The 24,127-nt window shown below is 72.3% G+C and carries 15 protein-coding genes and 21 tRNA genes; 5 read left to right on the top strand and 31 right to left on the bottom strand.

Annotated features, from left to right (window positions below; genetic code table 11):
• Positions 1–29 precede the first annotated feature (29 nt).
• Positions 30–242, top strand: coding sequence for a phospholipase domain-containing protein (locus QOZ89_RS11725; RefSeq protein WP_071046619.1), 213 nt, complete (start codon positions 30–32; stop codon positions 240–242).
• A 451-nt stretch (positions 243–693) separates the two neighbouring features.
• On the opposite strand, the gene QOZ89_RS11720 is transcribed toward QOZ89_RS11725, so the two are convergent.
• The 22 genes from QOZ89_RS11720 to QOZ89_RS11615 all read right to left on the bottom strand — a co-directional run bounded on the left by QOZ89_RS11720 (position 694) and on the right by QOZ89_RS11615 (position 4,615).
• A tRNA-Ser gene (locus QOZ89_RS11720) sits at positions 694–779 on the bottom strand.
• Positions 780–792: 13 nt separating this feature from the next.
• Positions 793–869: transfer RNA gene (locus QOZ89_RS11715), tRNA-Leu, on the bottom strand.
• Between the two features lie 60 nt (positions 870–929).
• Positions 930–1,009: transfer RNA gene (locus QOZ89_RS11710), tRNA-Tyr, on the bottom strand.
• Between the two features lie 68 nt (positions 1,010–1,077).
• Positions 1,078–1,150: transfer RNA gene (locus QOZ89_RS11705), tRNA-Arg, on the bottom strand.
• A 33-nt stretch (positions 1,151–1,183) separates the two neighbouring features.
• Positions 1,184–1,256: transfer RNA gene (locus QOZ89_RS11700), tRNA-Val, on the bottom strand.
• Between the two features lie 4 nt (positions 1,257–1,260).
• Positions 1,261–1,333, bottom strand: a tRNA-Asp gene (locus QOZ89_RS11695).
• Between the two features lie 12 nt (positions 1,334–1,345).
• Positions 1,346–1,417 (bottom strand) — tRNA-Ala (locus QOZ89_RS11690).
• Between the two features lie 6 nt (positions 1,418–1,423).
• Positions 1,424–1,501: transfer RNA gene (locus QOZ89_RS11685), tRNA-His, on the bottom strand.
• A gap of 11 nt (positions 1,502–1,512) precedes the next feature.
• Positions 1,513–1,585: transfer RNA gene (locus QOZ89_RS11680), tRNA-Ala, on the bottom strand.
• A 144-nt stretch (positions 1,586–1,729) separates the two neighbouring features.
• Positions 1,730–1,808, bottom strand: a tRNA-Met gene (locus tag QOZ89_RS11675).
• Position 1,809: 1 nt separating this feature from the next.
• Positions 1,810–1,882, bottom strand: a tRNA-Lys gene (locus QOZ89_RS11670).
• A gap of 182 nt (positions 1,883–2,064) precedes the next feature.
• A tRNA-Glu gene (locus tag QOZ89_RS11665) sits at positions 2,065–2,139 on the bottom strand.
• A gap of 239 nt (positions 2,140–2,378) precedes the next feature.
• Positions 2,379–2,452, bottom strand: a tRNA-Ile gene (locus tag QOZ89_RS11660).
• 22 nt (positions 2,453–2,474) lie between these two features.
• Positions 2,475–2,545: transfer RNA gene (locus tag QOZ89_RS11655), tRNA-Gln, on the bottom strand.
• 14 nt (positions 2,546–2,559) lie between these two features.
• Positions 2,560–2,631: transfer RNA gene (locus QOZ89_RS11650), tRNA-Phe, on the bottom strand.
• 1 nt (position 2,632) lies between these two features.
• Positions 2,633–2,708: transfer RNA gene (locus QOZ89_RS11645), tRNA-Gly, on the bottom strand.
• An 11-nt stretch (positions 2,709–2,719) separates the two neighbouring features.
• Positions 2,720–2,791 (bottom strand) — tRNA-Thr (locus tag QOZ89_RS11640).
• Between the two features lie 68 nt (positions 2,792–2,859).
• Positions 2,860–2,932: transfer RNA gene (locus QOZ89_RS11635), tRNA-Thr, on the bottom strand.
• Between the two features lie 314 nt (positions 2,933–3,246).
• Positions 3,247–3,322: transfer RNA gene (locus QOZ89_RS11630), tRNA-Arg, on the bottom strand.
• Between the two features lie 54 nt (positions 3,323–3,376).
• Positions 3,377–3,448 (bottom strand) — tRNA-Pro (locus QOZ89_RS11625).
• Positions 3,449–3,568: 120 nt separating this feature from the next.
• A tRNA-Trp gene (locus tag QOZ89_RS11620) sits at positions 3,569–3,640 on the bottom strand.
• Positions 3,641–4,054: 414 nt separating this feature from the next.
• Positions 4,055–4,615 carry a MarR family winged helix-turn-helix transcriptional regulator gene (locus QOZ89_RS11615; protein ID WP_083418075.1) on the bottom strand — a complete coding sequence of 187 codons (561 nt, stop codon included), beginning with the start codon at positions 4,613–4,615 and terminating at the stop codon, positions 4,055–4,057.
• 648 nt (positions 4,616–5,263) lie between these two features.
• On the opposite strand from QOZ89_RS11615, the gene QOZ89_RS11610 reads away from it, so the two are divergent.
• Entirely contained in the window at positions 5,264–5,425 is a 162-nt protein-coding gene (locus QOZ89_RS11610) for a hypothetical protein (protein WP_157910420.1), read from the top strand.
• Positions 5,422–6,312, top strand: a complete 891-nt coding sequence (locus QOZ89_RS11605; RefSeq protein ID WP_312623748.1) for an undecaprenyl-diphosphate phosphatase — start codon at positions 5,422–5,424, stop codon at positions 6,310–6,312. The genes QOZ89_RS11610 and QOZ89_RS11605 overlap by 4 nt, the downstream gene beginning before the upstream one ends.
• 204 nt (positions 6,313–6,516) lie before the next feature.
• On the opposite strand, the gene QOZ89_RS11600 is transcribed toward QOZ89_RS11605, so the two are convergent.
• The 5 genes from QOZ89_RS11600 to QOZ89_RS11580 form a co-directional block, all read right to left on the bottom strand.
• Positions 6,517–7,704, bottom strand: a complete 1,188-nt coding sequence (locus QOZ89_RS11600) for a 4-hydroxybenzoate 3-monooxygenase (RefSeq protein WP_071046618.1) — start codon at positions 7,702–7,704, stop codon at positions 6,517–6,519.
• Between the two features lie 175 nt (positions 7,705–7,879).
• Positions 7,880–10,075 (bottom strand): WD40 repeat domain-containing serine/threonine protein kinase, encoded by a 2,196-nt coding sequence (locus tag QOZ89_RS11595; RefSeq protein WP_071046617.1) that lies wholly within the window; start codon positions 10,073–10,075, stop codon positions 7,880–7,882.
• 192 nt (positions 10,076–10,267) lie between these two features.
• Positions 10,268–11,419, bottom strand: coding sequence for a serine/threonine-protein kinase (locus QOZ89_RS11590; protein WP_083418074.1), 1,152 nt, complete (start codon positions 11,417–11,419; stop codon positions 10,268–10,270).
• Positions 11,420–11,597: 178 nt separating this feature from the next.
• Positions 11,598–12,653 (bottom strand): helix-turn-helix transcriptional regulator, encoded by a 1,056-nt coding sequence (locus QOZ89_RS11585; protein ID WP_312623812.1) that lies wholly within the window; start codon positions 12,651–12,653, stop codon positions 11,598–11,600.
• 301 nt (positions 12,654–12,954) lie between these two features.
• Entirely contained in the window at positions 12,955–13,632 is a 678-nt protein-coding gene (locus QOZ89_RS11580; protein ID WP_071046615.1) for a TetR/AcrR family transcriptional regulator, read from the bottom strand.
• 491 nt (positions 13,633–14,123) lie between these two features.
• Here QOZ89_RS11580 and QOZ89_RS11575 point away from each other — a divergent pair, with 491 nt between their 5' ends.
• The gene (locus QOZ89_RS11575; protein ID WP_312623747.1) at positions 14,124–19,046 is read left to right on the top strand and encodes a diguanylate cyclase; all 4,923 of its coding nucleotides are present in this window, start codon (positions 14,124–14,126) and stop codon (positions 19,044–19,046) included.
• A gap of 346 nt (positions 19,047–19,392) precedes the next feature.
• Here QOZ89_RS11575 and QOZ89_RS11570 read toward each other — a convergent pair whose 3' ends face one another.
• Positions 19,393–20,205: a TauD/TfdA family dioxygenase gene (locus QOZ89_RS11570; protein ID WP_071046613.1), complete on the bottom strand. Its 813-nt coding sequence runs from the start codon at positions 20,203–20,205 to the stop codon at positions 19,393–19,395.
• Between the two features lie 289 nt (positions 20,206–20,494).
• Between QOZ89_RS11570 and QOZ89_RS11565 the strand changes: the two genes are divergently transcribed.
• Positions 20,495–20,740, top strand: coding sequence for a hypothetical protein (locus tag QOZ89_RS11565; protein WP_071046612.1), 246 nt, complete (start codon positions 20,495–20,497; stop codon positions 20,738–20,740).
• Positions 20,741–20,820: 80 nt separating this feature from the next.
• Here the strand turns inward: QOZ89_RS11565 and QOZ89_RS11560 are convergent, their stop codons facing one another.
• The 3 genes from QOZ89_RS11560 to QOZ89_RS11550 all read right to left on the bottom strand — a co-directional run bounded on the left by QOZ89_RS11560 (position 20,821) and on the right by QOZ89_RS11550 (position 24,031).
• Positions 20,821–21,597, bottom strand: a complete 777-nt coding sequence (locus tag QOZ89_RS11560) for a pirin family protein (RefSeq protein ID WP_071048948.1) — start codon at positions 21,595–21,597, stop codon at positions 20,821–20,823.
• A gap of 542 nt (positions 21,598–22,139) precedes the next feature.
• Positions 22,140–23,237, bottom strand: coding sequence for a hypothetical protein (locus QOZ89_RS11555; RefSeq protein ID WP_071048947.1), 1,098 nt, complete (start codon positions 23,235–23,237; stop codon positions 22,140–22,142).
• The gene (locus QOZ89_RS11550; protein ID WP_083418653.1) at positions 23,234–24,031 is read right to left on the bottom strand and encodes a DUF6084 family protein; all 798 of its coding nucleotides are present in this window, start codon (positions 24,029–24,031) and stop codon (positions 23,234–23,236) included. Before QOZ89_RS11550 ends, QOZ89_RS11555 begins: the two co-directional genes overlap by 4 nt.
• Positions 24,032–24,127 lie beyond the last annotated feature (96 nt).

Below are 24,127 nucleotides of genomic sequence, written 5' to 3'. Positions count from 1 at the left end.
GGCTGCTGGTACCCACGGAGGGAGTCGACGTGCCGAAGGGTGTCACCGTCGACGTGCGCAACGCGTACGACAGCCACGCCGCGCGCGGCGCCGGCTCGAAGAACGTCACCGTCGACACCAAGGGCACCGGTGGCTGGTACGACATCACGGTGTCCGCGCCCGGCACGACCTGGGTGCGCGGCTTCGCCGGGCACCTCGAGGACGGCAAGCCATCGGTGAGTGACCCGCAGCTGGGCGGCTGAGAGATCTGGGCAGCTGAGAGAACGATCGCGGGGTCCTCGCGCGCACCATGCGAGGACCCCGCGACACGTCGTGACGGGGGAGGACCGAGACCGGAGCCGAGCCGACCGATCCGGCGTTTGGGCGCGATCGGGCCAAGCGTGCCGTCCAGGCGGACACCGGCGGGCACGGCTCCGGGGTCTCCGTTGTCCGTCAAGGCCGGGTCCGTTCGTACCGCGACCAGCCCGGCATCGGCGACCGGAGACCGGACCAGCCGCCGCCCGAAAACGCTCACCGACCGGCTCCGAGAGCTCGAAGGCAACGGCCTGGTGACACGCACCATCCACAGCGGACACGAGGCCGGCGGTCCGGCGCGTCAGGTGACGGCGTCGGGTGACGATGGAAACCGCGAGCGCCGGAGCGCCGGAGCGTCGGCGGCGTCGTCGGTTCCGTCGAGCCAGGGGACGGATGCGGCGGAGGGTGGAGGATTCGAACCTCCGCGGGCAGAACCCGACCTGCGCTTAGCGGGCGCGTCCCTTACCGGACTCGGGCAACCCTCCATTGTTCGGTGACTGGTACCCACGGAGGGAATCGAACCCCCAACATTCCGGCTCTGAACCGGACGCCTCTTCCAGTTGGGCTACGTGGGCATGGATCCGGCGCGCGCCGCCGATGGTGGTGACGGCGGCGGTATGTGTCCGAGTGTTCGGTGCTGGCGGAGAGATTTGAACTCCCACAGCCGAAGCGGCGGCTTTACAGGCCGTTGGGCTCACCAGTGCCCAGCGCCAGCGAGATGCCACAGAGACATCTGCGTCCCGCGTGGCCACCGGGGGAATGCCCCGGTTGTCGTCCGTGCAGTCCGCGCAGTAGGAATCGAACCTACAACCTCAGCCGTCGGAGGGCTGCGTTCTCTCCTTTGAACTATGCGCGGTCGGTCGCGCCTGGCCGTCCTGGCCGGCGCGCGTGCCCAGGGAGGGGTTCGAACCCCCGACCTTCTGCTTGTAAGGCAGCCGCTCTCCCTGCTGAGCTACCCGGGCGTCGCGCTGGTGAGGGGACTCGAACCCCCGATGTCCTCCCTGACAAGGAGGTGCCCTGGCCGCTAGGCGACACCAGCATCGTGGAACCGTGGAACTGGGGAGACTCGAACTCCCGACCTACGGTCTGCCAGACCGCCGCTCTCCCGCTGAGCTACAGCCCCGAGAAATGGTGTGACCGGAGGGACTCGAACCCTCTCGTGGCCAGGATCACAACCTGGTGCCTCGACCGCTTCGGCATCGGTCACCATGCGCCGAGTGGAGCCTCGGGGATTCGAACCCCGCACCTTCTCCGTGCGAAGGAGACGCTCTGCCTAATGAGCTAAGACCCCTTGATATCCGAACAGTTGGCGTGGCGGGAGCCCCGAGTGCCGTCGGACGGCCTCCGGAGACGCGACGGACGAACACCGTCGTGCCTCCTTTGATCGGACCTCCTCTCAGCGGGGAGATGTGCCGCCGACTGAACCGCATGCCACTGGTAGCGGGGGTGGGATTCGAACCCACGATTCCGGGATTATGAGCCCCGTGAGGACGGCCGAACTCCTCTACCCCGCCGTGCCCGTGGAAGGCCTCGAACCTCCGCCATGCCGCTTAAGAGGCGGCCGCTCTGCCGACTGAGCTACACGGGCGGCACAGCCTTTCTTGATGCCGCGTGCCCGGTCCGTGGCCGCCATCAGGCGGGCTACCCGGCCGGGTAGCGCGGAAGACGGAGGACTCGAACCCCAACGGCTTGCGCCGCCCATCCGTTTTCGGGACGGTGGCCACCCCAACGGTGACTTCATCTTCCAGAAGGGCCGCGGGCGCGGCCCAGTGCTCCGTGCGGGACTTGAACCCGCAGTCTCCGGATTGAGAGTCCGGCGAGTTGACCTTCTTACTCCAACGGAGCATGGTGCCGCTCGGACGAGTCGAACCTGCCCTTTCGCATCGAGGCCTCCGGAGGCGCGAAGAAAGGACATTGTCGCGTCTCGTCCGGCCGATGGCCGCGATCGCGGCGCGGTGCTTCTGCCCGCTGGGCTGGAGCGGCATGGTGGCCCGTGGGCTGGTACCTAGCCCTTAACCCTGCCTGCCGGTAGCGAGCGGATGCAGGGGCGCCGCGGGCCGCGACGCGTCGGAAAGTAGTTCCAGTGGTCGCCCGAGGACTTGAACCTCGCGCCTTCCGCGTATCAGGCGGATGCTCTGACCTGATGAGCTAGACGACCGTGCGGAGCGGATGTGAAAAGGCTGAGGTGAGAGGACTCGAACCTATATTTCCGGGTCCAGAGCCCGGCGGCCTGCCATTGGCCGACACCTCATCGTGTGTACCGCGTGGGCCCGGAAGGTATCGAGCCTTCCTCTCCCGCTCTTCAGGCGGGCGCTGATCCCTCTCAGCTACAGACCCCTGGAGTGGACGGCCGGGTTCGAACCGGCGACCTTCACCATGGCAAGGTGATGTGCTGCCAACTGCACCACGCCCACACGAAAAACCGAGCCCAAGGGCGGATTCGAACCGCCGGCCTTCCCCGTACCAGGGGGACGCACTACCGCTGTGCCACAAGGGCGCGCCATGCCACCGCGAGGTCCGTGGGAGACGCGAAAAAGAGTACTTTTGCGTCTCGTCCGGGCCGGGAGCCGCCGGGCGGATTCGAACCGCCGACCTGCCGCTTACGAGGCGGCCGCTCTGCCAGCTGAGCTACGGAGGCACTGTGGGGGTCCCGGATATCGGCCTCCGGCCCTGACCGGCCGATTGCCCTGGGTCCCCGACAAATCAGGGGAGCCGGTCCTGTTACCAGGCCCTGCCCCTCGAGCGGTCACGGAGAATCGAACTCCGGTCTCGGGGTTCCTGCCGGATCGGCGACAGGGTCCCTGCTCGATCGGCGGACGGGGTCCCTGCCGGATCGGCGAAGCCGATCTGGGAGGTCGTGATCGGGGAGGTAAGCGATCTGGGAGGTCGACTTGGAAGGCACTTGCTCTGCCACTGAGCTACGACCGCGTGCCACGGGGCAGGTGGCCCCGCTGGTACCCCTCACAGGAGTCGAACCTGTGGCCTCCCGGGTCGCGACCGGGCGCTCTCTCCTCTGAGCTAGAGGGGTGTGTCGCCGGGCGCCCGGATAACCGCGATAGCAGCCTCGGGCGTGACGGCGTCGTCGGGACGGCCGGATTCGAACCGACGTGGGCCTGATCCCAAATCAGGTGGGCAACCTCTACCCCACGTCCCGTTCCGGTGGCCCGAGGCGAGGCGCCTCGGGCCACCGGTGTGCCAGGGATGGCGCCCTGGCATGTCGTGTCCGCTGTGGAGTTTTCAATCGTGCGAGCGCTTCCCGAAAAGGGCGCGCGAGCAGGGACGGAGGGACTCGAACCCCCAACGAACGGTTTTGGAGACCGCCGCTCTACCTTTGAGCTACATCCCTAGGGAATGGCCAAGAATGGCTGTCTGGCTGGAAAAGAGAAGACCGCCTCGCGGGCGGCTGCCCGGGGCGGTCGGAGTCCAGTGACCTGTCAGGTCAGGACGTCCGCCCCGGGCTTTCGCCGCCGCGCCACATGGGCGTGGCCACATATGAGCGATGACCTCGGAGAATATCGGCCTGGGAGAGCTGGGACGTGGATGTCGGTCGCATGCCGCAGGCCTCCTCTGCTCGTCGCTCGCCGCGGTGATGTTGAGTGTCGCGCTGTCTGGTGCTCTGGTGCTCCGTTCGAGCGCCTGGAACAAGGATGCCTTGGAGCCGGCGTGACCTCAAGGGGTTTTCCGAGGAGGCTCGATGGACGGGAGTGCGGGTACACGCCGGGCCCGGTTGTGTCCGGCTGCCCCTCGCTATGGGCAGGGGTCAGCGGGCGCCTGTGAGTGGCGCCGGGTTTTCGAGGCTGGTCACGAGGCGCGCGAGCGCCGGGAGGGCGGCGCGGATGCGGCCCTGGTCGACGTCGGTGAGGCGCGCGAGCACCTCGACGACGGCGGTGTGCAGGTCGCGCTCGACGCCCTCGACCTCGGCGCGGGCCGTCTCGGACAGATAGAGGCGGGCGACGCGGCGGTCGTGCGGGTCCCCGCGCCGCTCCACCAGGCCGGCGCCGACCAGGTCCGTGATCAGGGTGCTCAGGTTGTGCGGGCGCATCGACAGCGCCTCGGCGGCCTGCCGCACCGACATGCCCGGCTGGCTGGCGAGCAGACGCAGCAGCTGGATGTGGCGCGGCCGCAGCTTCTCGAACACCGCCGGGGCCGCGGTCGGCTTCTCGGCGCCGACGACCCGCCACAGCTGCCGCGCGGCCTCGACGACCTCGCCGGCGAGTTCCTCGGTGCGTCCGTCCCGGGCCGCCGTGACCGACAGGACGGTCTCGCGGGCGACCCGGTACCGACCGTTCGACGTGGCCCCGCGCGCGGTCGAGGCGGTCATGTCGGCCGCCCGTGGTCGGGCCGGCTCGGGGCTACGGGGCGCGGGGACCCGGACGAGTGGCGCCAGCGGGACAGACGGCGCCGCGTGTGGCCGCGCCGGTTCGCTGTCGGCCGCGTGGGAGCCGGGCCTGCGGGCGGTGGCGTCGGGGCCGGGACGAGGTGCGGGCGTGGGAGGGTGGGACGGCTGGGGGTGGCGACGGGCGGGAAGGTGGACCGCTCGCCCCGGAGGGGTTCCTTGAGGAGTCCGCACATCACGAAGCCTGTTCTACCGGAGTTTCCTCGCCGTTCAGTCCAAGTTTCCTGAACGTACCGAGAGTCATAGGTCCCTCCGATGAGGCACCCGACACCAGCCGTCACTGCCCGTCGGCGGCGGCGAGGCCCGGTACCGCGCCCGAAGGCCCGGTTCCGACGGTAGCCGCCAGCGCCGCCAGGCGCGATGCCGGGGCGGCCGGCCCCTCCGGGGGCGACCTCGACGGCGCGCGCGGACGGGCGCACCTGGGTGATTTGTCGAGGCTCAGACTAGCTCTGCCAGAGCAACAGGTCCGGAAGTAGACCCATCTCCGGCATAGCGGACCGGCCGGGGTGCCCGCCGTGGGCGGGCGTGGGCTGGCTGCCGGCCGGTCGGTGACGTCGGCTACTGTGAGGCGTCGTGACCAGGTACGGAACTCCTCCGGGCGGCCTGCCCGAGGGCCGCGGCGCCCTTGCCACAGACGCCGTCCATGTCGGCATCCTCGGCGACGGCCCCACCCCGCCCGCCCGCGAGGCCGGCCGGCCGGGCGCGGCGCGCCACTCCCGCGTGGCGGCCGCGTGAACTGGTTCCAGGGTGGCGTCCTCGGCGTGGTCCAGGGGCTCACCGAGTTCCTGCCCGTCTCGTCCAGCGCGCACCTGCGCATCCTGCCGGCGCTGGTGGGCTGGCCGGACCCGGGCGCGGCGTTCACGGCCGTGAGCCAGATCGGCACCGAGACCGCGGTCCTGCTCTACTTCCGCAAGGACATCGCGAAGATCGTCTCCAGCTGGGCGCGGTCCCTGAGGAACCCGAAGTACCGCGGCACCCAGGAAACCCGGATGGGTTGGCTGATCATCATCGGGTCGATCCCGATCTCCGTCCTCGGCGTGACGCTGAAGGACTCGATCGAAGGCCCCTTCCGGGACCTGCGGCTGATCGCGACGACGCTCATCGTGCTCGGCCTCGTCCTCGGCGCCGCCGACTGGTACGCGGCGCAGGCGGGCAGACAGGGCCGGCACGCCTTCCCCCGCCGGCGCAAGACCGTCGACGACCTGACCACCCGGGACGGCCTGATCTACGGGCTGGCCCAGTCGCTCGCGTTGATACCCGGCGTGTCCCGCTCGGGCGCGACGGTCAGCGGCGGCCTGTTCCTCGGCTACACCCGGGAGGCGGCCGCCCGCTACTCCTTCCTGCTCGCGATCCCGGCGGTGCTCGCCTCCGGGCTGTTCGAGCTGAAGTCGGTCGCGGACGGCTCCGACGGCGACGTGGCCTGGGGGCCGACGATCCTTGCCACCGTGATCGCCTTCGTCGTCGGCTACTCGGCGATCGCCTGGTTCCTGCGTTACATCTCGACGAAGAGCTTCGCCCCGTTCGTCGTCTACCGCATCGCCCTCGGCGTGCTCCTGATCGCCCTGATCGCCTCCGGCCATCTCGACGCCCACGCCGGCGCCGACACGGCGACATCGGGCTGACCCACCCCTCCGGCCCGCACCCCTCCGGCCCGCTCGCGTCCACGCGAGTGGGCCCGAGGCACGCTCGGCCGCCGGTGGGGAGCGCTGTCGTCTGAAGGACCGCGGAACCCCCTCGCCAGCCCCGGTCACGACTTCATGCCGCGGCTGTGGAAGGCGCACCCGGACCGGTCAGGCGGGACCCGGTCAGGACAGGCTTGGTCGGGCTCAGACGACGCTGAGCCCGACGTAGTTCTCCGCGACGGTCGCAGCCGCGGCGGCGGAGCTGACGATGTAGCGCAGCTGGGACAGGGCGAGTTGATGGTCGAACGGGTCGGCCGCCGGGTCGACGTGCAGCATCGTCGTCATCAGATGGGAGAAGTGCTCGGCGCGCCATACCCGCCGCAGCGCCGTGTCCGAGTAGCCGTCGATGCCGGTCTCGTCGCCGTCGCGTAGCCAGCGGGCGAGCGCGGAGGCGAGCAGCGTGACGTCGGCGACGGCCAGGTTCAGCCCCTTCGCGCCGGTGGGCGGGACGATGTGCGCGGCGTCGCCGGCGAGGAAGAGCCGGCCGTGGCGCATCGGGGCGGCGACGAAGCTACGCATCGGCGTGATGCCCTTCTCTGTCACCGGGCCGTGGGTGAGCTCCCAGCCGCCGCCGTCCTCGAAGCGGGCCGCCAGCTCGTCCCAGATCCTGTCGTCCGGCCAGTCGGCGAGGCCAGCGTCCGGCGGGACCTGCAGGTAGAGGCGGCTGACGGTGGCCGAGCGCATGCTGTGCAGCGCGAAGCCGCGCTCGTGCCGGGCGTAGATCAGCTCGTCGCAGCTGGGGGCGACGTCGGCGAGGATGCCGAGCCAGGCGAACGGGTACTCCCGCTCGAACCGGTGCGTCCCGGCCTCGGGCAGGGCTTCGAGCGTCGCCCGGCCCAGGCCGTGGAAGCCGTCGCAGGCGGCGATGACGTCACAGGCCAGCGTGTGCTCGCGGCCCTCGTGTCGGTACCGGATCGTCGGCGTGCCCGTGGTGAGGCCGTCGAGCACAAGCGCCTCGGCCTCGAAGAGGACCTGGCCGGCGTCGGCGAGCCGGCGGGCGACCAGGTCCTTCACGATCTCGGTCTGGGCGTAGATCATGACGGCGCGGCCGCCCGCGAGCGACGGGAAGTCGATCCGGTGGCGCTCCCCGGCGAAGCGCAGCTCGATGCCGTGGTGAACCAGGCCCACCCGGTCCATCCGGTCACCGACGCCGGCGGCCCGCAGCACGTCGACGGTGCCCTGCTCGAGCATGCCCGCCCGCTGGCGGTGCTCGACGTGGCCGCGGGGCCGGGACTCCAGCACCACCGACTCGATGCCGCGCAGGTGCAGCAGGTGCGAGAGCAGCAGCCCGGCCGGCCCGGCGCCGACGATGCCGACCTGGGTGCGCGTCACCCGGCCGCTCCCCGGCGGCCTTCGCCCGCGTCTCCTCCCTCGTCGCCCTCGGCGTCGAGCGCGCCGCGGGCGATGGCGAACGGTGGCGGGGTGTGGGCGGCGAGGAAGACGGTGATCGCCGCGCCGGCCGCGGCGTCGAGGACCAGCGCCGACGAGCCAGACCTCGGCCCGTGACTCAGTGCAGGTTCCAGAGGCGGACAGCGCTGCTGTCGCCGGCTGTGACGAGGGCGGCGAGGACGTGGCCGTCGGGGGAGAACGCCACGCCGGCGCTGCCGGTGGCACCTCCGGTCAGCGGCCAGCCGAGCGCCGCGGCTTTGGAGGGGTCGGTCACATCCCAGAAATGGACACCGCCGTCGGCGCCGTCGGCGCTGACCAGCGTGCTGCCGTCGGGGGAGAACACGATGTCGAATCCCCCGTTGCTCGGGACATCGAAGATCGGCTGGCCCAGGGGCGTGGGACCAGTCGGGTCGGTGAGGTCCCAGAAACGAATGGCGGCGCCAACGGCCGCCAGCGTCCCGCCATCGGGGGAGAACGCCACCAGCCAGGCACCGCCGGAGTCGAAGGCCCCACCGACGGGGGCGGCGCTCGAAGAGTCGGTGATGTCCCAGAGGCGGATCGTGCCGTCGCCGGCGCCCACGGCGAGGCGGTGGCCGTCCGCGGAGAAGGCCAGGGCGACGATCCCTTCCGCGCGGCCGATCGGCTTGCCCACCGCTTCGGGGTTGGCGGGGGAGGTGACATCCCAGAGCTGGACGGCGCCGTCCTCGTTGCTGACGGCGAGGGTGTGGCCGTCGGCGGTGACCGCGGTGGAGCCGTTCTCGGAGGGTAGCGGTTTGCCGACTGCCGTGGGGCTCGTGGGGTCGGTGACGTCCCAGAAACGGACACTCTGGCCGGCGGTGGCCAGTGTGTGGCCGTCCAGGAAGTAGGGCACCGCCCAGGACTCGTGGATGCCGAACGGCTTGCCGAGGAGCGCCGGGGCGTCGGGCTGGTTGACGTCCCAGAGGCTGACGGCGCCGTTGCCGATGGTCGCGAGGGTGCGGCCGTCAGGGGAGAACGCCATGGTGAACGCCCTGCCGGTGAGCGGCTCGCCGAAGGGGCTGGGTGGGACACGGGCCAGGGTCTCGGCCGTGGTGACGCGGGGCGGCGACGTCGGGGTCGAGGGGCTGACCGGCGCGGAGGTCGACGCCGTCGCGGCGTCCGCGGCGTCGTTCCGGTCGGCGGTCGCGAGGATGATCGCGGGTACGGCGGCGCCGATCAGGACGGCCGCGGCGATGGCGACAACCAGCCGGCGGCGCGAAGCCCGCCGCCGCGCGCTGCCCGGCGCGCCTGCCGCGGCCGGCGGCCGCGGCGACCAGCCGGCCGCGGCGGTACCGGAGGCGGGCGGCGCTACCCGGCCGGCGGCGGCCGGTCCGCGCCGGATCGGTGGGAGCGGGGTGGTGACCATGCTGACCACGTCGGTGGCATCGTCGGACCCGGGCGGGGGAGGCGCGCCGCGCGCGGTTCTGGGGGCCGTGTGGACGCGGTGCAGGAGCAGGAGCAGCTCATCGGCGGTGGGGCGTTCGGCGGGGCTTTTCGCCATCGCGCGGGCGACGGTGGACCGCAGGGCGCCGGCGATGCTGGCGAAGTTGGGGGTCTCCGTGACGACGCGGTGCAGCACGGCCGGGGTCGGGCCCTCGCCGAAGGGAGGCCGTCCGGTGGCGGCGAAGAGGATGACCGCGCCCCAGGCGTAGATGTCGGCGGCGGCGGTCACGGGCCGGCCGAGCGCCTGTTCGGGGGCCATGAAACCGGGGGTGCCGATGCTGCCGTGGGTCAGCATGGTGGTGGCGTCGAGCGCGCGGGCGATCCCGAAGTCGATGACCCGGGCACCCGACGACGAGAGCAGGATGTTGCCGGGTTTGAGGTCGCGGTGGACGACACCGGCGGCGTGGATCGCCGTCAGCGCGGAGGCGACCGCGACGGCGAGCCGCTCGAGCGCCGTGGCCGGCATGGGGCCGCGCTCACGGACCGCCTCGCCCAACGTGGGCCCGTCGATGTACTCGGTGACCAGGTAGGGGCGTGAGCCCTCGGTGCTCACGTCGAGGACCTCTGCGGTGCAGAACTGGGCGACTTTGCGCGCGGCCTGCGCCTCCCGCAGGAACCGTTCCCGGAACTGCGGGATCCGGGCCAGGTCGGGCCGGATCACCTTCAGCGCGACCTGCGGCCCCTCAGGGCCGGGTCTGGTGCCGCCGCCGGGCCCAGGCCCGGTGGAACCCCGGCGGCGGGCGAGATAGACGCTGCCCATGCCACCGTCACCGAGCCGCCCCAGCAGCCGGTAGGGCCCTACCGTGGCCGGGTCGGTCTCGTCGAGCGGCGCCACCCCCGGCACCACGGCCACCGCATCCTCCGGCCCGAACGACTGGCCGTGTCCGTTTTCCCCGACAGGCCTTTGGAGATCTTCTCCGCGGACCTTATATCCCGTTTCGTCGGCACCGGTGGGTGAGTAGTCATTCTGACAGAAGTGCGCCCGTCGCGGTGGGCCGCCGGCACCGGTGGTGGTGCCGGCGGGGCCGGCCCGGCGGAGACAGGCTCAGGCCCTGGGCGGCCACAGGCCGCGCAGCAGCCGGGTCCAGGGCCGAGCGCCAGGCTCGGGCGGTGGGGGCGTGCGCGGCACGCGAGCCGGCGGGCCGGGCGGCGGCGGGTAGCCGTTGGGCGGCGCCGGGTACCTGTTGGCCGGTGCCGGTGCCGGTGCCGGTGGCACTGTCGGTGTCGGTGTCGGGAAGGGCGTCGGGGGAAGCGGGAGGAGCGCGGAGCCGGCGGGCAGGCGCAGCGTGGCCTCGCCGGTCGGGTCGGGCGCGGTGGCGTCGGTCAGCCAGAGGAGGAGCTCGCGGGCGGTGGGGCGGTCGGCCGGGTTCTTCGCCATCGCGCGGGCGACGACCTGGCGCAACGCGGGGGGCAGGCCAGCCAGGTCGGGCGCCTCGCACACGACCCGGCGCAGCAGCTCGGTGATGCCCGGCTCCCCGAACGGGAGGCGGCCGGAGGCGGCGTAGACGACGTTGCCGCCCCAGGCGTGCACGTCTGTGGCGGTGGTGGACGGCTGGTCGAGGGCCTGCTCGGGCGACATGAACACCGGCGTGCCCAGCTTGCCGACGGTGATGGCGGTGGCGTCCGTCAGGGGGCGGCAGACCCCGAAGTCGATGACCCGTGCCCCGGACGAGGAGAGCATGATGTTGCCGGGCTTGAGGTCGCGGTGGATGACACCGGCGGCGTGGATCGCCGTCAGCGCGGAGGCGACCGCGACGGCGAACCGCTCCAGCTCCGCCGGCGGCAGCGGCCCCCACCCGGTCACCGCGGTGGCGAGCGTCGGGCCGTCGATGAATTCCGTCACCAGGTAGGGCCGCGGGCCCGAGACGTCGACGTCGAGCACCTCGGCGGTGCAGAACCGGGCGACCTTGCGCGCGGCGTGCGCCTCTCGCCGGAACCGTTCCCGGAACGCCGGCACCCGCGCCAGGTCCTCGTCGATGACCTTCACGGCGACCAGTGGCGCGGCGTCCCAGCCGGCGCCGCCGCCCCGGCTGTGGGTGTGGGCCGTGCCGCTCGCGCCCGGTTCGGCGCGGCCGGCACGACGAGCGAGGTAGACCGTGCCCATGCCGCCCTTGCCGAGCACGCCGAGCACCCGGTACGGCCCGACCAGGTCCGGATCGTCCGGGCCTGGCGGCGCCACGTCCGGCAGGCCCACCACGCACACTCCTACCCGAGGGCGCGGCGCCGTCTCATCCCGCCGCGACCCGCGTCGCGAATCTCCCGTAGGGCAGGCTATCCCGCGGACCATCCCGAGGCCGGTCCAGCCCGCCCGCCGCTCGCCACGGTCCCGCCCGCCGAGCCCCGACGGTTCCCGTCCGCCCAGGTCCTCGCGCCGGTCAACGCGGCGGCGGCGCGGAGGTGAAGAGGCGGCCGACGGCGCGGACGCGCTCGGCGAGCTCCGGCGGGCCGAGCACCTCGAACGGCGCGCCGACTCGGGCGAGCAGCAACATCGCCCAGGCGGGGTCGTCGGCGCTCATCCGCAGCCGGCATGGGCCCGCGTCACCCCGCTGCTCGCCGGCGTCCTCTCCGCCGCTCCCTTGCTCGGAGGGGTCGTCCCGCTCGGCGCCGTCCCGCCCGGAGGTGCCTGCCCGCCTCGCGGCCTCCCCCCGCTCCGCGGGGTCCCAGGGCTCGACGGTGGCCCAGCGACCGACCACCTGGGCCACCTCGCCCGCGGGCGCCCAGACCAGCACGTCGGCCTGCTGGCGCGCCGGGACCGAGCGGACCGCGGCGCGGACGAACGCGCCGGCGTCGCCGCCGGGCAGCGGGCGCGGGCGGAACCGGGCGCCGGTGGTCAGCGGCTGGGCGATCCGGTCGAGCCGGAACGTCCGCCAGTCGGACCGGTCGACGTCGAAGCCGACGAGGTACCAGCGCCCGGAAAGCGAGACCAGCCGGTGCGGCTCGACGTGGCGGTGGGTCGCGGCGCCCTCGCGGTCGGTGTAGCCGAAGCGCAGCCGCTCCTCCGCCCGCGCCGCCAGCGCGATGGCGGTCAGCATCCCGGCGTCGACGGGCGGCCCGCCGACCGGCACCGGCACGGTGTACGCGCCGAGCGCGTCGGCCCGGTGCCGCAGCCGGCGCGGGATCACCTGCGCGACCTTGGCCAGCGCCCGCACGGCCGGCTCCTCGATCCCCGCGACCGGCCCGGCGACGGCGGCCCGCAGCCCGACGACGATCGCGACCGCCTCGTCGTCGTCGAGCAGCAGCGGCGGCACCGCGGCGCCGGCCCTCAGCTGGTAGCCTCCGGCGACGCCCCGGCTGGCGAGCACGGGGTAGCCCAGCTCCCGCAGCCGGTCGACGTCGCGGCGCAGCGTCCGGGCGCTCACCCCGAGCCGGTCGGCCAGCTCCATCCCCGCCCAGTACCGGTGAGTCTGCAGCAGCGAGAGCAGCCGCAGCATCCGCGCGCTCGGAGAGGCCCGCTCACTGTTGCTCCCGCCGCGGGCTCTCGTCGCGGCTTCGGCCTCGGCCTCGTCGAAGGCGTCGCCGAGGACCTCGTCGGGCAGCTCGCTCGCCATGCCCACCAGGATGCCCCCAATAGCGGCCAGATCCTGGCCGCAGGACGCGCCGCTCCCGCCCGGAAGGCGCCGCCCCTGCCCGCGGGGCGGCACCAGGCCGCAAGGCGGTACCGGGTGGCAAGGCGGTACCGGGTGGCAAGCGGCGCCGGGTGGATGGCGGGCTGGCCGTGAGCGGTCCGAGGGGTCAGCGGCCGTGCGGGCGGTCGCAGGCCATGACCTGGGTGATCTGGCCCGGGGCGAGCGCGGGCTGTGGCAGCGGGCTCGGCGCGGCGCGGTCGGTGCGCAGGCCGTCGACCACGAGGGCGAGGAAACGGCGCCACGACTCGGGCGCGACGTCGCGGGTGAAGTCGGCGACGGCGGTCAGCATGAGCTGGATCAGGGCGACGTCGGTGCCGGCGACGTCGGGGCGCAGCGCGCCGGCGTCCTGCGCCCGTTCCACCAGCGCCATGAACAGCGGGCCGATGCGGTCGCGGTCGGCCGCGATGCGGGCCCGCCCGTGCGCGGTGCTGAAGACCAGCTCCTTCAACCCCCGGTCGGCCACCTGGCGCGCGGTCGCCTGGTCGAGGAAGGCGACCAGGCCCAGCCAGGGGTCCTCGGCGCGTAGGCACTCCTCGGCGAGCTCGGCCAGCTTGCCGATCCGGTCCTCGAACAGGGCATCGATGAGCAGTTCCTTGGTCGGGAACCGGCGGTAGAACGTGCCGATACCGACGCCGGCGCGCCGGGCGATCTCGTCGGTGGTGACGTCGAGGCCCTGCTCGGCGAACGCCGCGGCCGCGCCCTCGAGGATCCGTCGCCGGTTGCGCTCGGCGTCGCGCCGCAGCGGCCGTTTGGCGGCCACCGCCCGCGTCGCCTGCTCCGTCACGCACTGATCATAGACGTCGGCCCGTCGCGGGGCCTCCCGTCCGGAAGTCCCGAGACGGTCTCGAGACGTCATGGCGAGTCATGGCCACATAGGACGCAGATCACGCGTCACCTGGGCGATCGAACCGCAGAGATGCCCTCCGCTTCTGGACAGGCTGACCGGGCAGCCCGCGCCGGCGCGACGCGTCCGTGCGTGCCCGACGAGCCGACCCGCCATCCGGCGGAGTGTCGTCGTCGGGCGAGACGGTGTTGCCCGGTCCTCTGGACCGGGTTTCGACGGTGGCGCCGGGCCTGAACCGACTTTCTGGGGAGCGAACCGCCATGCCAACCGCCGTTGACGACCCGTCGGGCATCCAACGGACAAGCGCATCTCCCAAACCGGGCAGCCTGGACAGGCGTGGCGGTGAGCTTGGCCCGGCGGTCGGTTGTTGCCACCGCGATGGGGGCAGAGAGGAAGAGTGATCTGCGCGTGGCTTCGCGTGGGGGAAGTGGATGGAGTTCCAGAATGTGACACCTGGCCGTGATCCGCCGGTGGCGGCGATGCGGACGGAGCTGCTCTGTGAGTCGGCGCAAACTCGGGTAACTCGGCTGATTTTCTCGGATGGGAGTCTGATCCGGAAGGAAGCGCTGGGGCCTGGCGGGCAGGCGCGGCTGCGTCATGAGGTGGAGATTCTCGAGCGGCTGTCCGGGGTCGAGGGAATCGTGCAGCTGGCGGTCGGAACACCGCAGTGCCCTGGGGCGATCCTGCTGGCCGACGTCGGCGGTATGGCTCTGTCAGAGCGGAGGGCTCCGCTGGATTCGGGCGAGTTGGTCGAACTGGCAGAGCTGCTCGCGCGCGCGGTGGCGGGGATTCATCGCCGGGGTGTGGTGCATCGGGATATCAACCCGGCGAACATTGTGGTGAGCGGGAATCGTGGCGTGCTGTGTCTGATCGACTTCGCGGTGGCGACGACCTTCGCGGTGGTCCAGCCGGGGTTCCTGCATCACAGGGAGATTGTCGGGACGGTGCCGTACCTGGCGCCGGAGCAGACGGGCAGGACCGGTCGCCCGGTCGATGCGCGGGCCGATCTGTACGCGGTCGGCGCGACCTTGTATGAGCTGGCCACTGGTGCGCCGCCGTTCGGTACGGGGGATCCGCTGCGGGTCGTTCATGGTCATCTTGCGCGGGTGCCCGCGCCGCCGTCTGCGGTGAACCCGTCGGTACCGGCCGGCCTGTCGGCGATCATCATGCATCTGCTGGAGAAGGAGCCGGATGATCGTTACCAGAGTGCCGACGGGCTGGTGCGCGATCTTGCCGTGCTGCGCCGGGGCGGCACGCTGGTGCGTCCCGGGGAGCATGATTTTCCGCTGCGCCCGCTGACGCCGTCCCGGCTGGCCGGGCGGGACGAGGAGATCGGCGAGCTGGGTGCGGTCTTCACCGAGGCGATGGCGGGCGGTTGCCGCGGGCTGCTCGTCAGCGGCGGGCCAGGGGTGGGCAAAACGTCCCTGGTCAATGAGTTGCGGCCGATCGTGGCCGGGTGCGACGGCTGGTTCGTGGCGGGCAAGTTCGACCAGTATCGCCAGGACCCGGAGTACGACGGGGTCCGGCAGGCGTTCCGGGCGCTGGGGCGGCTGTTGCTGGCCGAGCCGGAGGACGAGCTGGCCGAGGTGCGCGACCGGCTGCTGCGGGCGTTGGGACCCAACGCGGGACTGGCCGCCGCCGCCGTGCCGGAGATGGCGGCGCTGCTGAACGTTCCTCCAGAGCCAGGGGATCCAATGACCGCGCTGGCGCGGGCGGAGCATGTGGGGGTCGAGACGCTGCGTGCGGCCGCTTCCAGGAAGCGGCCGGTCGTGCTCTTCGTCGACGATCTGCAGTGGGCGGGGCGGGCCCCGCTCGGCTTCTTCGATCTCATCTTCTGCAGTGAGGAGCAGGTGGAGGGGTTGCTGCTGGTCGGTGCCTACCGTGAGGGCGACGTGGACGCCGCCCATCCGCTGGCGCCGATGCTCGCTCGCTGGCGTCGCGAGCTGGCCGGTCCTCGCCTGTTGCGGGTGAACAACCTGACGCCCGAAGGTCAGGCGGCGATGGTGGGCGACCTGCTGCGCCTCGCCCCTGAGGCCGCGGCCGGGTTGGCGGGGTTGATCGCGCCGGCCACCGGAGGCAATCCGTACGACACTCTGGAGCTGCTGAGCTCGTTGCGTCACGACGGGGTCCTGGTCCGCGGTGAGGACGATTGGCGGTGGGATCCGCGGGCCCTGCGTCGCGGGCTGGCGCATGTGGACGTGAGTGGGCTGCTGGCGACCCGGGCGGCGGCGCTGCCGCCGGCTACCAGGGAGCTACTGGCGGTGCTGGCGTGCCTGGCCGGCGATGTCGAGCTGGACCTTCTGGCGGCGGCGGCCGGGCTCGCGGCGGGCGAGGTCGAGCGAAGGCTCGCTCCCGCGTTCGCTGCCGGCCTGCTGGTGCTGGAGACCGAGGGTCGGCCCGGTGTGCGGTTTCACCACGACCGGACGGAGGAGTCCATCCTGGGCGATATAGCGCCGCGGGCGCGGCGCGCCATGCGGTTGCGCCTGGCTCGGCGCCTCGCCGAGCGGCCCGAGGCCTTCGCGGTCGCGGCCGGGCAGTACCTGCACGTGACCGACGCCGTGCGCACCGACGACGAGCGGCGGCTGGTGGTCAGGCTGTTCCGGCAGGCCGCCGACGAGGCGAGAGTGCTGATCAACCACGCGATGGCCGAGCGGTTTCTGGCCGCGGCATTGACGCTCATCGACCCGACCGACACTGACCAGTTGATCGCGGTCCACATCGACCGGCACGCCGCCCTGTACAGCCTCGGCCGGCTGCGGGAGACCGATGAGGAGTATCAGGCCATCGGCCGGCTGTGTACAGATCCGGCTGGGCGCACGGCCGCCACCGTGGTGCAGGTCAGCAGCCTCACCAATCAGGGCCGCCCCAGCGAGGCCGTGCGGCTCGGCCTCGACCAGTTGCGGCACCTCGGTCTCGCCGCCCCGGTCCGGGAACACCTCGGTGCGGAGATCGACCGCGGAATGGACGCGATATACCGGTGGCTTGATCAGACCAGCGAAGCTGACGATCTGCGCCGGCCGAGAATCGCTGACGATCTGCGGTTCGGCGCCATGGCGCTGGTCCATCGGCTTGTGCCTGCCGCATTCCTTTGCGACCAGGAGATGATGGCCTGGCTGGCTGGGACAGCGTTGGGGATCTGGGCGCGATCCGGCCCGGATCACGTCCTTGTCGGCCCGGCCAGCGTTGGCGCCTGTGCGTTCATGGCCCGCAGGGACGACTTTCGCACCGCACACCGCGTGATACGCCGGATTCTCGCGGTCTGTCAGGCACGCGGCGATGAACGCGATATGTGGCAGGCACAATTCGTATATGTCGTCAGCATAGGCCACTGGTTCAACCCCCTCGAGGAAAACCTATCCACGGCACGTCGTACGTTGGAAGGTCTGATCCAGAGCGGCGATCTACAGAACGCCTGCTGGACCCACTACGCACTGGTATCCGGTCTATTGGAATGCGCACCGTCGCTCGATGCCTTTGTCGCTGAGGTCGACGAAGCGCTGGCATTCGCCAGACACACTGGTAGCAGGCAGGTCGAGGAGATATTCCAGACGTACCGGCAACTCGCGACGGCGCTCCGAGCGGGGGGCCTCGCATCGGCGGCCGACGAGGCGGCCCAGCTGAGCACGCTGGCCGCCGCCCCGGTCGACGCCGCCGCTCATCTGCACATCGCCAAGGCACTCGCCGCGGCGATTCTCGATCATCCGGCTGAGCTGGCCGCGCACACGGCGGCCGTGATGCCGTTACTGCCCTCCATCCAGACGGAGTATGCGATGGCGCTGGCACGCCTGCTGCGGGCACTGGCATTGGCGGGACAGGCCCGCGAGACGAAAGCGGGCCAGCGCGGCGCCCTGTTGGCCGAGATGGACGGGTCGGTCGCGTGGCTGGCGGAGCGCGCGGCTGACGCGCCGGTCAACCTCCTGCACCTGGTGCGCCTGCTTGACGCGGAGCGAGCCTGGGCCGCGGGCAATCTACCTGAGGCGGCGTACGCGTTCGACGTGGCGCAGCGCGAGGCCGACGCGCGGGCGCGCCCGTGGCACCGGGCCCTGATCCTGGAACGATCCGCCCGGTTCTACCTGGCCCACGGCCTTGAGCGGGCCGGCTATTCGCTGCTTGCCGAAGCCCGCCGCACGTATCTGGACTGGGGTGCGACCGCGAAGGTCAGCCAGCTCGACTGGGCCCATCCGACGCTACGGGCCGGGCCGGACGGGCCGGAGTCAGCCGTCCAACCACCGACGCAGCCCGCGGCCCGCCGCCTCGCTGTCACGACCGGCACCCTTGACCTGCTCGGTATCGTCGCGGCCTCCCAGGCGCTGAGCTCCGAGACCGACATCGATGGCCTGCAGGCGAGGGTCGTGGGGGTCCTGTCGGCGATGACTGGCGCCACCGGCATCCACCTGCTGCTGCGTGACCAGCGGGAGAACGGCTGGCAGGTGTTCACCGGCGAGGGAGGTGGCTCTGTCTCGCTCGACGAGGCCGGCCGGCGGCGCCTGCTACCACCCTCGGCCGTCCTTTACTGCGAGCGCACCGGCGAACCCCTTGTCGTCGCCGACGCCAGCCGCGACGACCGGTTCGCCCGCGACCCCTACTTCCTTGTCCTGGACCGCTGCGCACTGCTGGCGATACCCATCATGATCCGGGGCGGGCTGCGGGCGATGCTGCTGCTGGAGAATCGGATGATCCGCGGCGCGTTCACCACCGCACGTCTCGAAGGAATCATGCTCATCGCCGGACAGCTGGCGGTCTCGCTCGACAACGCGCTGGTCTACGCGTCGCTGGAACGCAAGGTCGCCGAGCGCACCGAGCAGCTCGCCGCCGCCAACCAGCGGTTGGAACAGCTTTCCATCACCGACCCGCTGACCGGCCTGGCCAACCGGCGCCGCCTCGACGAGGTCCTCGACGCCGAATGGCACCGGACGGGGCACCAGGGGGCGACCCTCGCGCTGGCCATGGCCGACATTGACCATTTCAAGCTTTACAACGACCACTTCGGACACGTCGCCGGCGACCGCTGTCTGCGACAGGTCGCCGCGTGCCTGGCGGCGAACACCCGCGATACCGACCTGGCCGCCCGCTACGGTGGCGAGGAATTTGCCATCGTGATGCCCAGCACCGACGTCGACACCGCCGCCCGTATCGCCGACCGGCTCCGCTCCGCCGTCGCGGATCTGGCCGAACCAAACCCGTTGGCCGCCGAGCAGATCGTCACCGTGAGCATCGGCGTCGCTGTGGTCGCCCCGACCCCCGCAGACGACCTGGCGTCGCTGGTCGGGCTCGCCGACACAGTGCTGTACCAGGCCAAAGGCGGCGGACGCAACCGGGTGGACGTGGCACCTCCACGCTACGTATCGCAATAGGGACGCGTTGTGCGCAGCGCGGGACGACGCCTCCCCAGGAGCTGGGTGCCTTGGCTCGTCGGCAGTACCTTGCCGCACCTTCGGCTCTGTGCACATTTCCGTGGTTACCTTGCGTTAGTGGTGGGCGAACCGGTGCACACCACGACGGACCCCTCCCTGTGAGGCTCGGGTGAGATGCCCTCGCGGGTGCGAGTTGGCTGGCCTCCGGCTTTCACCGGGATGATCGTTTGTTGGGTTGCCGCAAACAGGAAAGTGCTCCTGAGTGGGGAGGATTGGGCTTGTCGAGGGCCTGATCGATCCCGTGCCAAGGAGCACCTTCGCGGTGAAGCCTGCGGTCGCGTGCCCCTCAGGCGGCGATGAGGACCATGCGGGTGTCGCTCCACAGCTCGCCCTCGGGGACGCCGCCGGCCTGGTCGGTCCAGGCCCAGGCGCGCCAGAGGAGGCGGTCCGGGGTCGTGTAGGCGTCCCGTCCGTGGGCGATCCGGGTGTTGTCGATGGCGAGCGCTTCGCCGGCGCCGACGGCGAAGCGGGGCGCGAGGCCGCCGATGGCGTCGAGTAGCCCGCCCCAGAGCGTGAGCATCCGGGAGGTGTAGGCGGGGTCCGGGTCGTCGTCCGCCGGCCGGACGTCGATCGACCGGCGGACGGCGCGGCGGCCCGACGGGAGTGGCAGCGCCAGCGGTCCGAGCGTCGGGTGGCCGCCCGGCTCGCTCTGGTCGACCACGTGGGTGCGAGCGAACGTCGCGAGTTCGGCGCCCCGCGGGCTGCGCTCGAGCTGGGTGAGCAGCGCTTCCTGGTCGACCAGGAAGGACAGGCCGTCGCCGTCGCTGGGTGTCGCGCACAGCAGGAAGAAGACATCTGGCGCGTGGGCGCCGTAGGCGAAGCCGTCTGTATGCAGGGGAAGCATCCGGCGTGCGAGGTCCGCGTGCCGGCGTGGGTCCTTGCCGCCCGCGTCGGTCACCTCGATCGGGATGCCGGCGGCGACGAACCGGTCGCCGAGGACGGCCGCCGCGAGGCCCGCGGCGGTCTCGCGGTCGGTTCCGAGGTCGGTGAGGATGGCGGCGCCGTCGCGGTCGAGGAGGTCGCGGGCGTGCGCGGGGTCGGCGGTCCGTGTGGGCGACACCGCGCAGGCACGGGCGAACTCGGTCAGGTCGAGGCTCATGGTGTTCGGGCTCCGAGGTGAGGAGGGCCGGATCGCGGCCCCGCTGGCCAGGGTCGTTCCCGGTGTCAGGTGAACTCGCCCCGGTCCCGCCACTCGCCATACACGGGCGTTTTCCACGTCATGGCGACCACGGCTGGGACGTTAGCCCGGGGGTGTTGCCGTTGCGTTTCCGCTGGTCGTAGGCCAGGGTTTCCGGGCGAGTGGCGGCGCGATCGGCCTGCTGCTCGGCGGCCTGGTCGCGATCGTCTACGGGTTCTCCGAGGCCGAGCGACGCAGCTGGTCGGACGGAGTGACGCTCGGGCTGCTGTTCGGCGGGCTCGCGCTGCTCGTCGCGTTCGTGCTCATCCAGCGCCGGTCCGCGCAGCCGCTGCAGCCGCTGCGGGTCGTGCTCGACCGCTCACGAGATGGCTCCTTCCTGGCCGGCGGGCTGATCTCGATCGGCATCTTCGGCGTCTTCCTGTTCCTGACCTTCTACATGCAGCAGATCCAGGAAGGCGCCGAGGACGAGCCCGCGCCGGTGGCGGTCCACTTCTAGGCCCACCGGTTCTGGCCCTGGCTAGGTGGATTCACGGCCACGCGACGTGCCAGCCGCATCGCGTGGCCGGGGCTGACGGCTCATGCCTGGACGGTGGCGTGCATCTCCCAGACGAGGATCTCGCTGGGCTCGGTGGCGGTGACCGCGTGGCCGCCGGTGGCGGTGAAGCGGGCCGCGTCGCCGGTGGCCAGCGCGCCCTCGCCCTCCAGCGTCACCGCGCCGCGGGGCACGAACAGGTGCAGGAACGGCGCGTCGGGCAGGGTCACCGACCGGCCGGGCTCCAGGCGTGCGGCGTGCAGCGCGGCGTACCGGTTGCTGATCCGGATGGCGGCGGCGTCCTTGTCCCGCTCCATGCCGGAGGCCACCGGCACCAGCCCGCCGGCTAGCAGCTCACCGTCGATCTCCAGCTGCTCGTAGCCCGGCTCGATCCCCGCGGTGTCCGGGACCACCCACATCTGGACGAAGTGCACCGGGTTGGTGTGCTCGCCCCCGCCGGTCAGGCGCCAGGAGTCGTTCTTCTCCGAATGCAGGATCCCGGCGCCGGCGCTCATCCGCTGGGCCAGGCCCGGGTAGATGACGCCCGAGTGTCCCGTCGAGTCCTGGTGGACGAGGGCGCCGTCCATCACCCAGGTGACGATCTCCATGTCCCGGTGGGGATGGGTCTCGAAGCCGGTGCCCGGGTCGACGACATCGTCGTTGTTCACCAGCAGCAGGCCGTGGTGGGTGTTGTCCGGCGCGTAGTTGTGGCCGAAGGAGAAGGAGTGCTTCGAGTCGAGCCACGACATCTTGGTCGCGTACCGGTCCTGTGCGCGCCGGATGTCGACACTCGCCTCGCGGGTCGCGGTCACAGCGGCCATGGTGGCCTGTCCTCTCTCGGCCCGGTCTCCCGGCCTGTTCCCCGGTCCGGCCGGCCCAGATAGTTGCTTGTGCAACTATAAAGCGTCGGCCCCGGCCGGTCATTCCCGTGGGCCCCTGGCCTGCGACGGCGACCTGGTGCCGCCCCCGGCGGTGTTCGCCGCCCTCGGCATGGAAGATCGCCAGGACGGTATCCGGGTCAGGACACCGAGACCTCGCCCGTTCGGATCCAAGTACAGAACCGCTGATCAAGATCACGGCCGGCGATGCCGCTGGGCCAGCCTCGGCCGAAGCGGCACTAGACTTTCCTGGCGTCCGGATCTCCTCGCGCCAGCCCGGGCAACGGCCACCGGGCTGGCGGCCGGGCAACGGCACCGGCCGGGCGGGCGAGCCGGCTTGACGGACCGGACCGACAGGGGCGGCGCGTGCGGGAGCGGTTGCGGAAGATCGCGGCGGAGACGATCAAGATCGTCGACGCTAACGGGAAACATGGTGACCGTTGATCAGGGCGGTGCGCCGGCCCGGCCGCGAGGACTGTCCGGCATCACACCGGCGGCGGCGGGCCGTGCGGGTGCGCGGCCAGCGGCCCGCTGAGCCTGGTGGTGCCGAAGGCGGGCGCGATGGGATCGGGGCGCGGGTGATCGGGGAGGACGACCGGCGCCGCCAGGACCGTGTCGTCGTGGCCGGGGCCGTCGCCGACCAGGACCGGCCAGGCGCGTTCGTTGTGGCAGCACGCCGCGTAGGTCACGGCCCACCAGGGCGGGTCGGTCAACGAGAGGAACCGCCAGCCCGGCGCGCAGAACACCAGGTGCGCGGCGATCAGCGACTGGCGCAGCGCCTCGTCCCGCGCGGCGGCGCGGTCGGTCACGCCGGGCGCCGCGAGGCCGTCCGCCGCCGTGCCCGGTGACCACCGCGAGGTGTTCCGGAGCTCGGCGGACAGGCGGGCCGCCCGGAACGGGCCTGGCAGCCACCGGGCGGACAGGCGCAGCTCGGCGTCGAGCCGGTGCCAGGCGCGGACCACCCGTCTCGGCGCGCCGGGCGCCTCGCGGGCTGAGAGCGGCGCGGACGCGGCAGCCGGGGCGCCGGCGCGCCACGGCCCACCGGGCGCCGGCGCCTCTGATGGGGCCGTGACGGGCTGGACCTCCCGGCCCGCCGGCGCCACCACCGGGATCGTCCACAGCGCCGGGTCGGGGTCCGGGTCCCCGGACCCGACCAGCAGGTCGGCCAGCGGGATGAGCGCGTCCTCCTCGCACGCCACCGCCTCCTGCGAGGCGCATGGCCCGCCGTGCGGGGCGCGGACGGTGCCCACCGGGGAGAGGGCACCGTGTCGGCCCACCCACTCCGACCGGTCGACCAGCCGCAGGAACCGTACCCGTACCCGCAGGACACCCAGGTCGGCCTGATGGCCCGGATCCGTGACCAGGCCGGCACCGCCACCGGGCTCGTGCTCCAGCAGGCACTCCGCGTGGCAGGAGGAGTGCTCACCGGCGCCGGCGGCGAATGCGGGCGGGACCAGGGCGCCGAAGGGGCCGCACGCCTGGTGCGCCGTCACACCCGAGAGGTACGGGTAGAGCTGGTGGCCCCGGTAGAGCACGGCGTCGGCCACCGCGCGGGCCGTCTCGACGCCGGTCCGCGCGTTCATGACCCCACCCTCCGTCGGTCCGTCGCCACGTCTGGGTCCTGGGCGGCCGACGTCGCCGCCGCGCCGTCGGCCGCGCGGCCCGGTCGGTCGCTCGCGCGGGCGGTGCCGGCCGTCGGGCCCGGTGAATCGGCGATCACCTGTTCGGCGGGGCTCGGCCCCGTCGTGGCACCGGCGGCGGCGAGCAGGGCGAGGATCGCGTCGTCCCAGGTGGGGAGGGCGTTCGTCATCTTGTAGCGGGCGACGGCGTCGACGGTGCCACGACGCAGCCGCATCCAGGCCTCGCCGGGGAAGTAGGCGTCCATCAGCTGCCGCCAGACCGCCACCGGCAGCCGGTAGTGCGCCTCGAGGTGCCAGGGCACGGGCTCGACCCTCGGCCCCGCCAGCGTCGAGCGGAACACGGTGCCGCTGAACAGCAGCGACAGCGGGATCACCCCGTCCCGCAGCGTGTGGAAGTACTTCCCGGCGGCGACCTCCAGGTCATAGCTCACCGGTATGTGCAGCTCGGCCCCGACACTGCCGACGAACGAGCCGACCATGGCCGACACCGTTGCGACCGGGAACGAGCGCATCGAGTGCGACCATCGCGGCAGCCCACCGAAGACGGCCCACAGCTGCTCCCGCTCGTCGTCGCGGTAGCCACGCCCCGACGGCTCGACCCGGACCTGGCAGCGCAGCGCGATCGCCTGGATCGAGGCCCCGGTCGTCTCGGCGATCCGCAGCCTGGCCACCAGGGTCGGGCTCGCCCCACAGGGCATCGGCGCGATGTCCAAACAGTTGAACGCGAACTCGGCCACTCCCGTCACCCCTACCGGGTGATGCCCGGCCTGGCCGCCGATAACGTGCCGGTCGCGACTGGCACCCGGCGGCCGCCCCGCGCGGGCTCAACCGGT

The sequence above is a fragment of the Pseudofrankia coriaricola genome (assembly GCF_032027725.1).
Classification (GTDB): domain Bacteria; phylum Actinomycetota; class Actinomycetes; order Frankiales; family Frankiaceae; genus Pseudofrankia.
This window is presented reverse-complemented; position numbering and strand designations above follow the sequence as displayed.

Bases quoted from the DNA above. Each gene is read 5' to 3' on its own strand.
- QOZ89_RS11585 (WP_312623812.1), bottom strand. From the start codon at position 12,653: ATGCTGCGGCTGCTCTCGCTGCTGCAGACTCACCGGTACTGGGCGGGG.
- QOZ89_RS11615 (WP_083418075.1), bottom strand. From the start codon at position 4,615: ATGACCGCCTCGACCGCGCGCGGGGCCACGTCGAACGGTCGGTACCGG.
- QOZ89_RS11575 (WP_312623747.1), top strand. From the start codon at position 14,124: ATGGAGTTCCAGAATGTGACACCTGGCCGTGATCCGCCGGTGGCGGCG.
- QOZ89_RS11560 (WP_071048948.1), bottom strand. From the start codon at position 21,597: ATGGCCGCTGTGACCGCGACCCGCGAGGCGAGTGTCGACATCCGGCGC.
- QOZ89_RS11570 (WP_071046613.1), bottom strand. From the start codon at position 20,205: ATGAGCCTCGACCTGACCGAGTTCGCCCGTGCCTGCGCGGTGTCGCCC.
- QOZ89_RS11555 (WP_071048947.1), bottom strand. From the start codon at position 23,237: ATGAACGCGCGGACCGGCGTCGAGACGGCCCGCGCGGTGGCCGACGCC.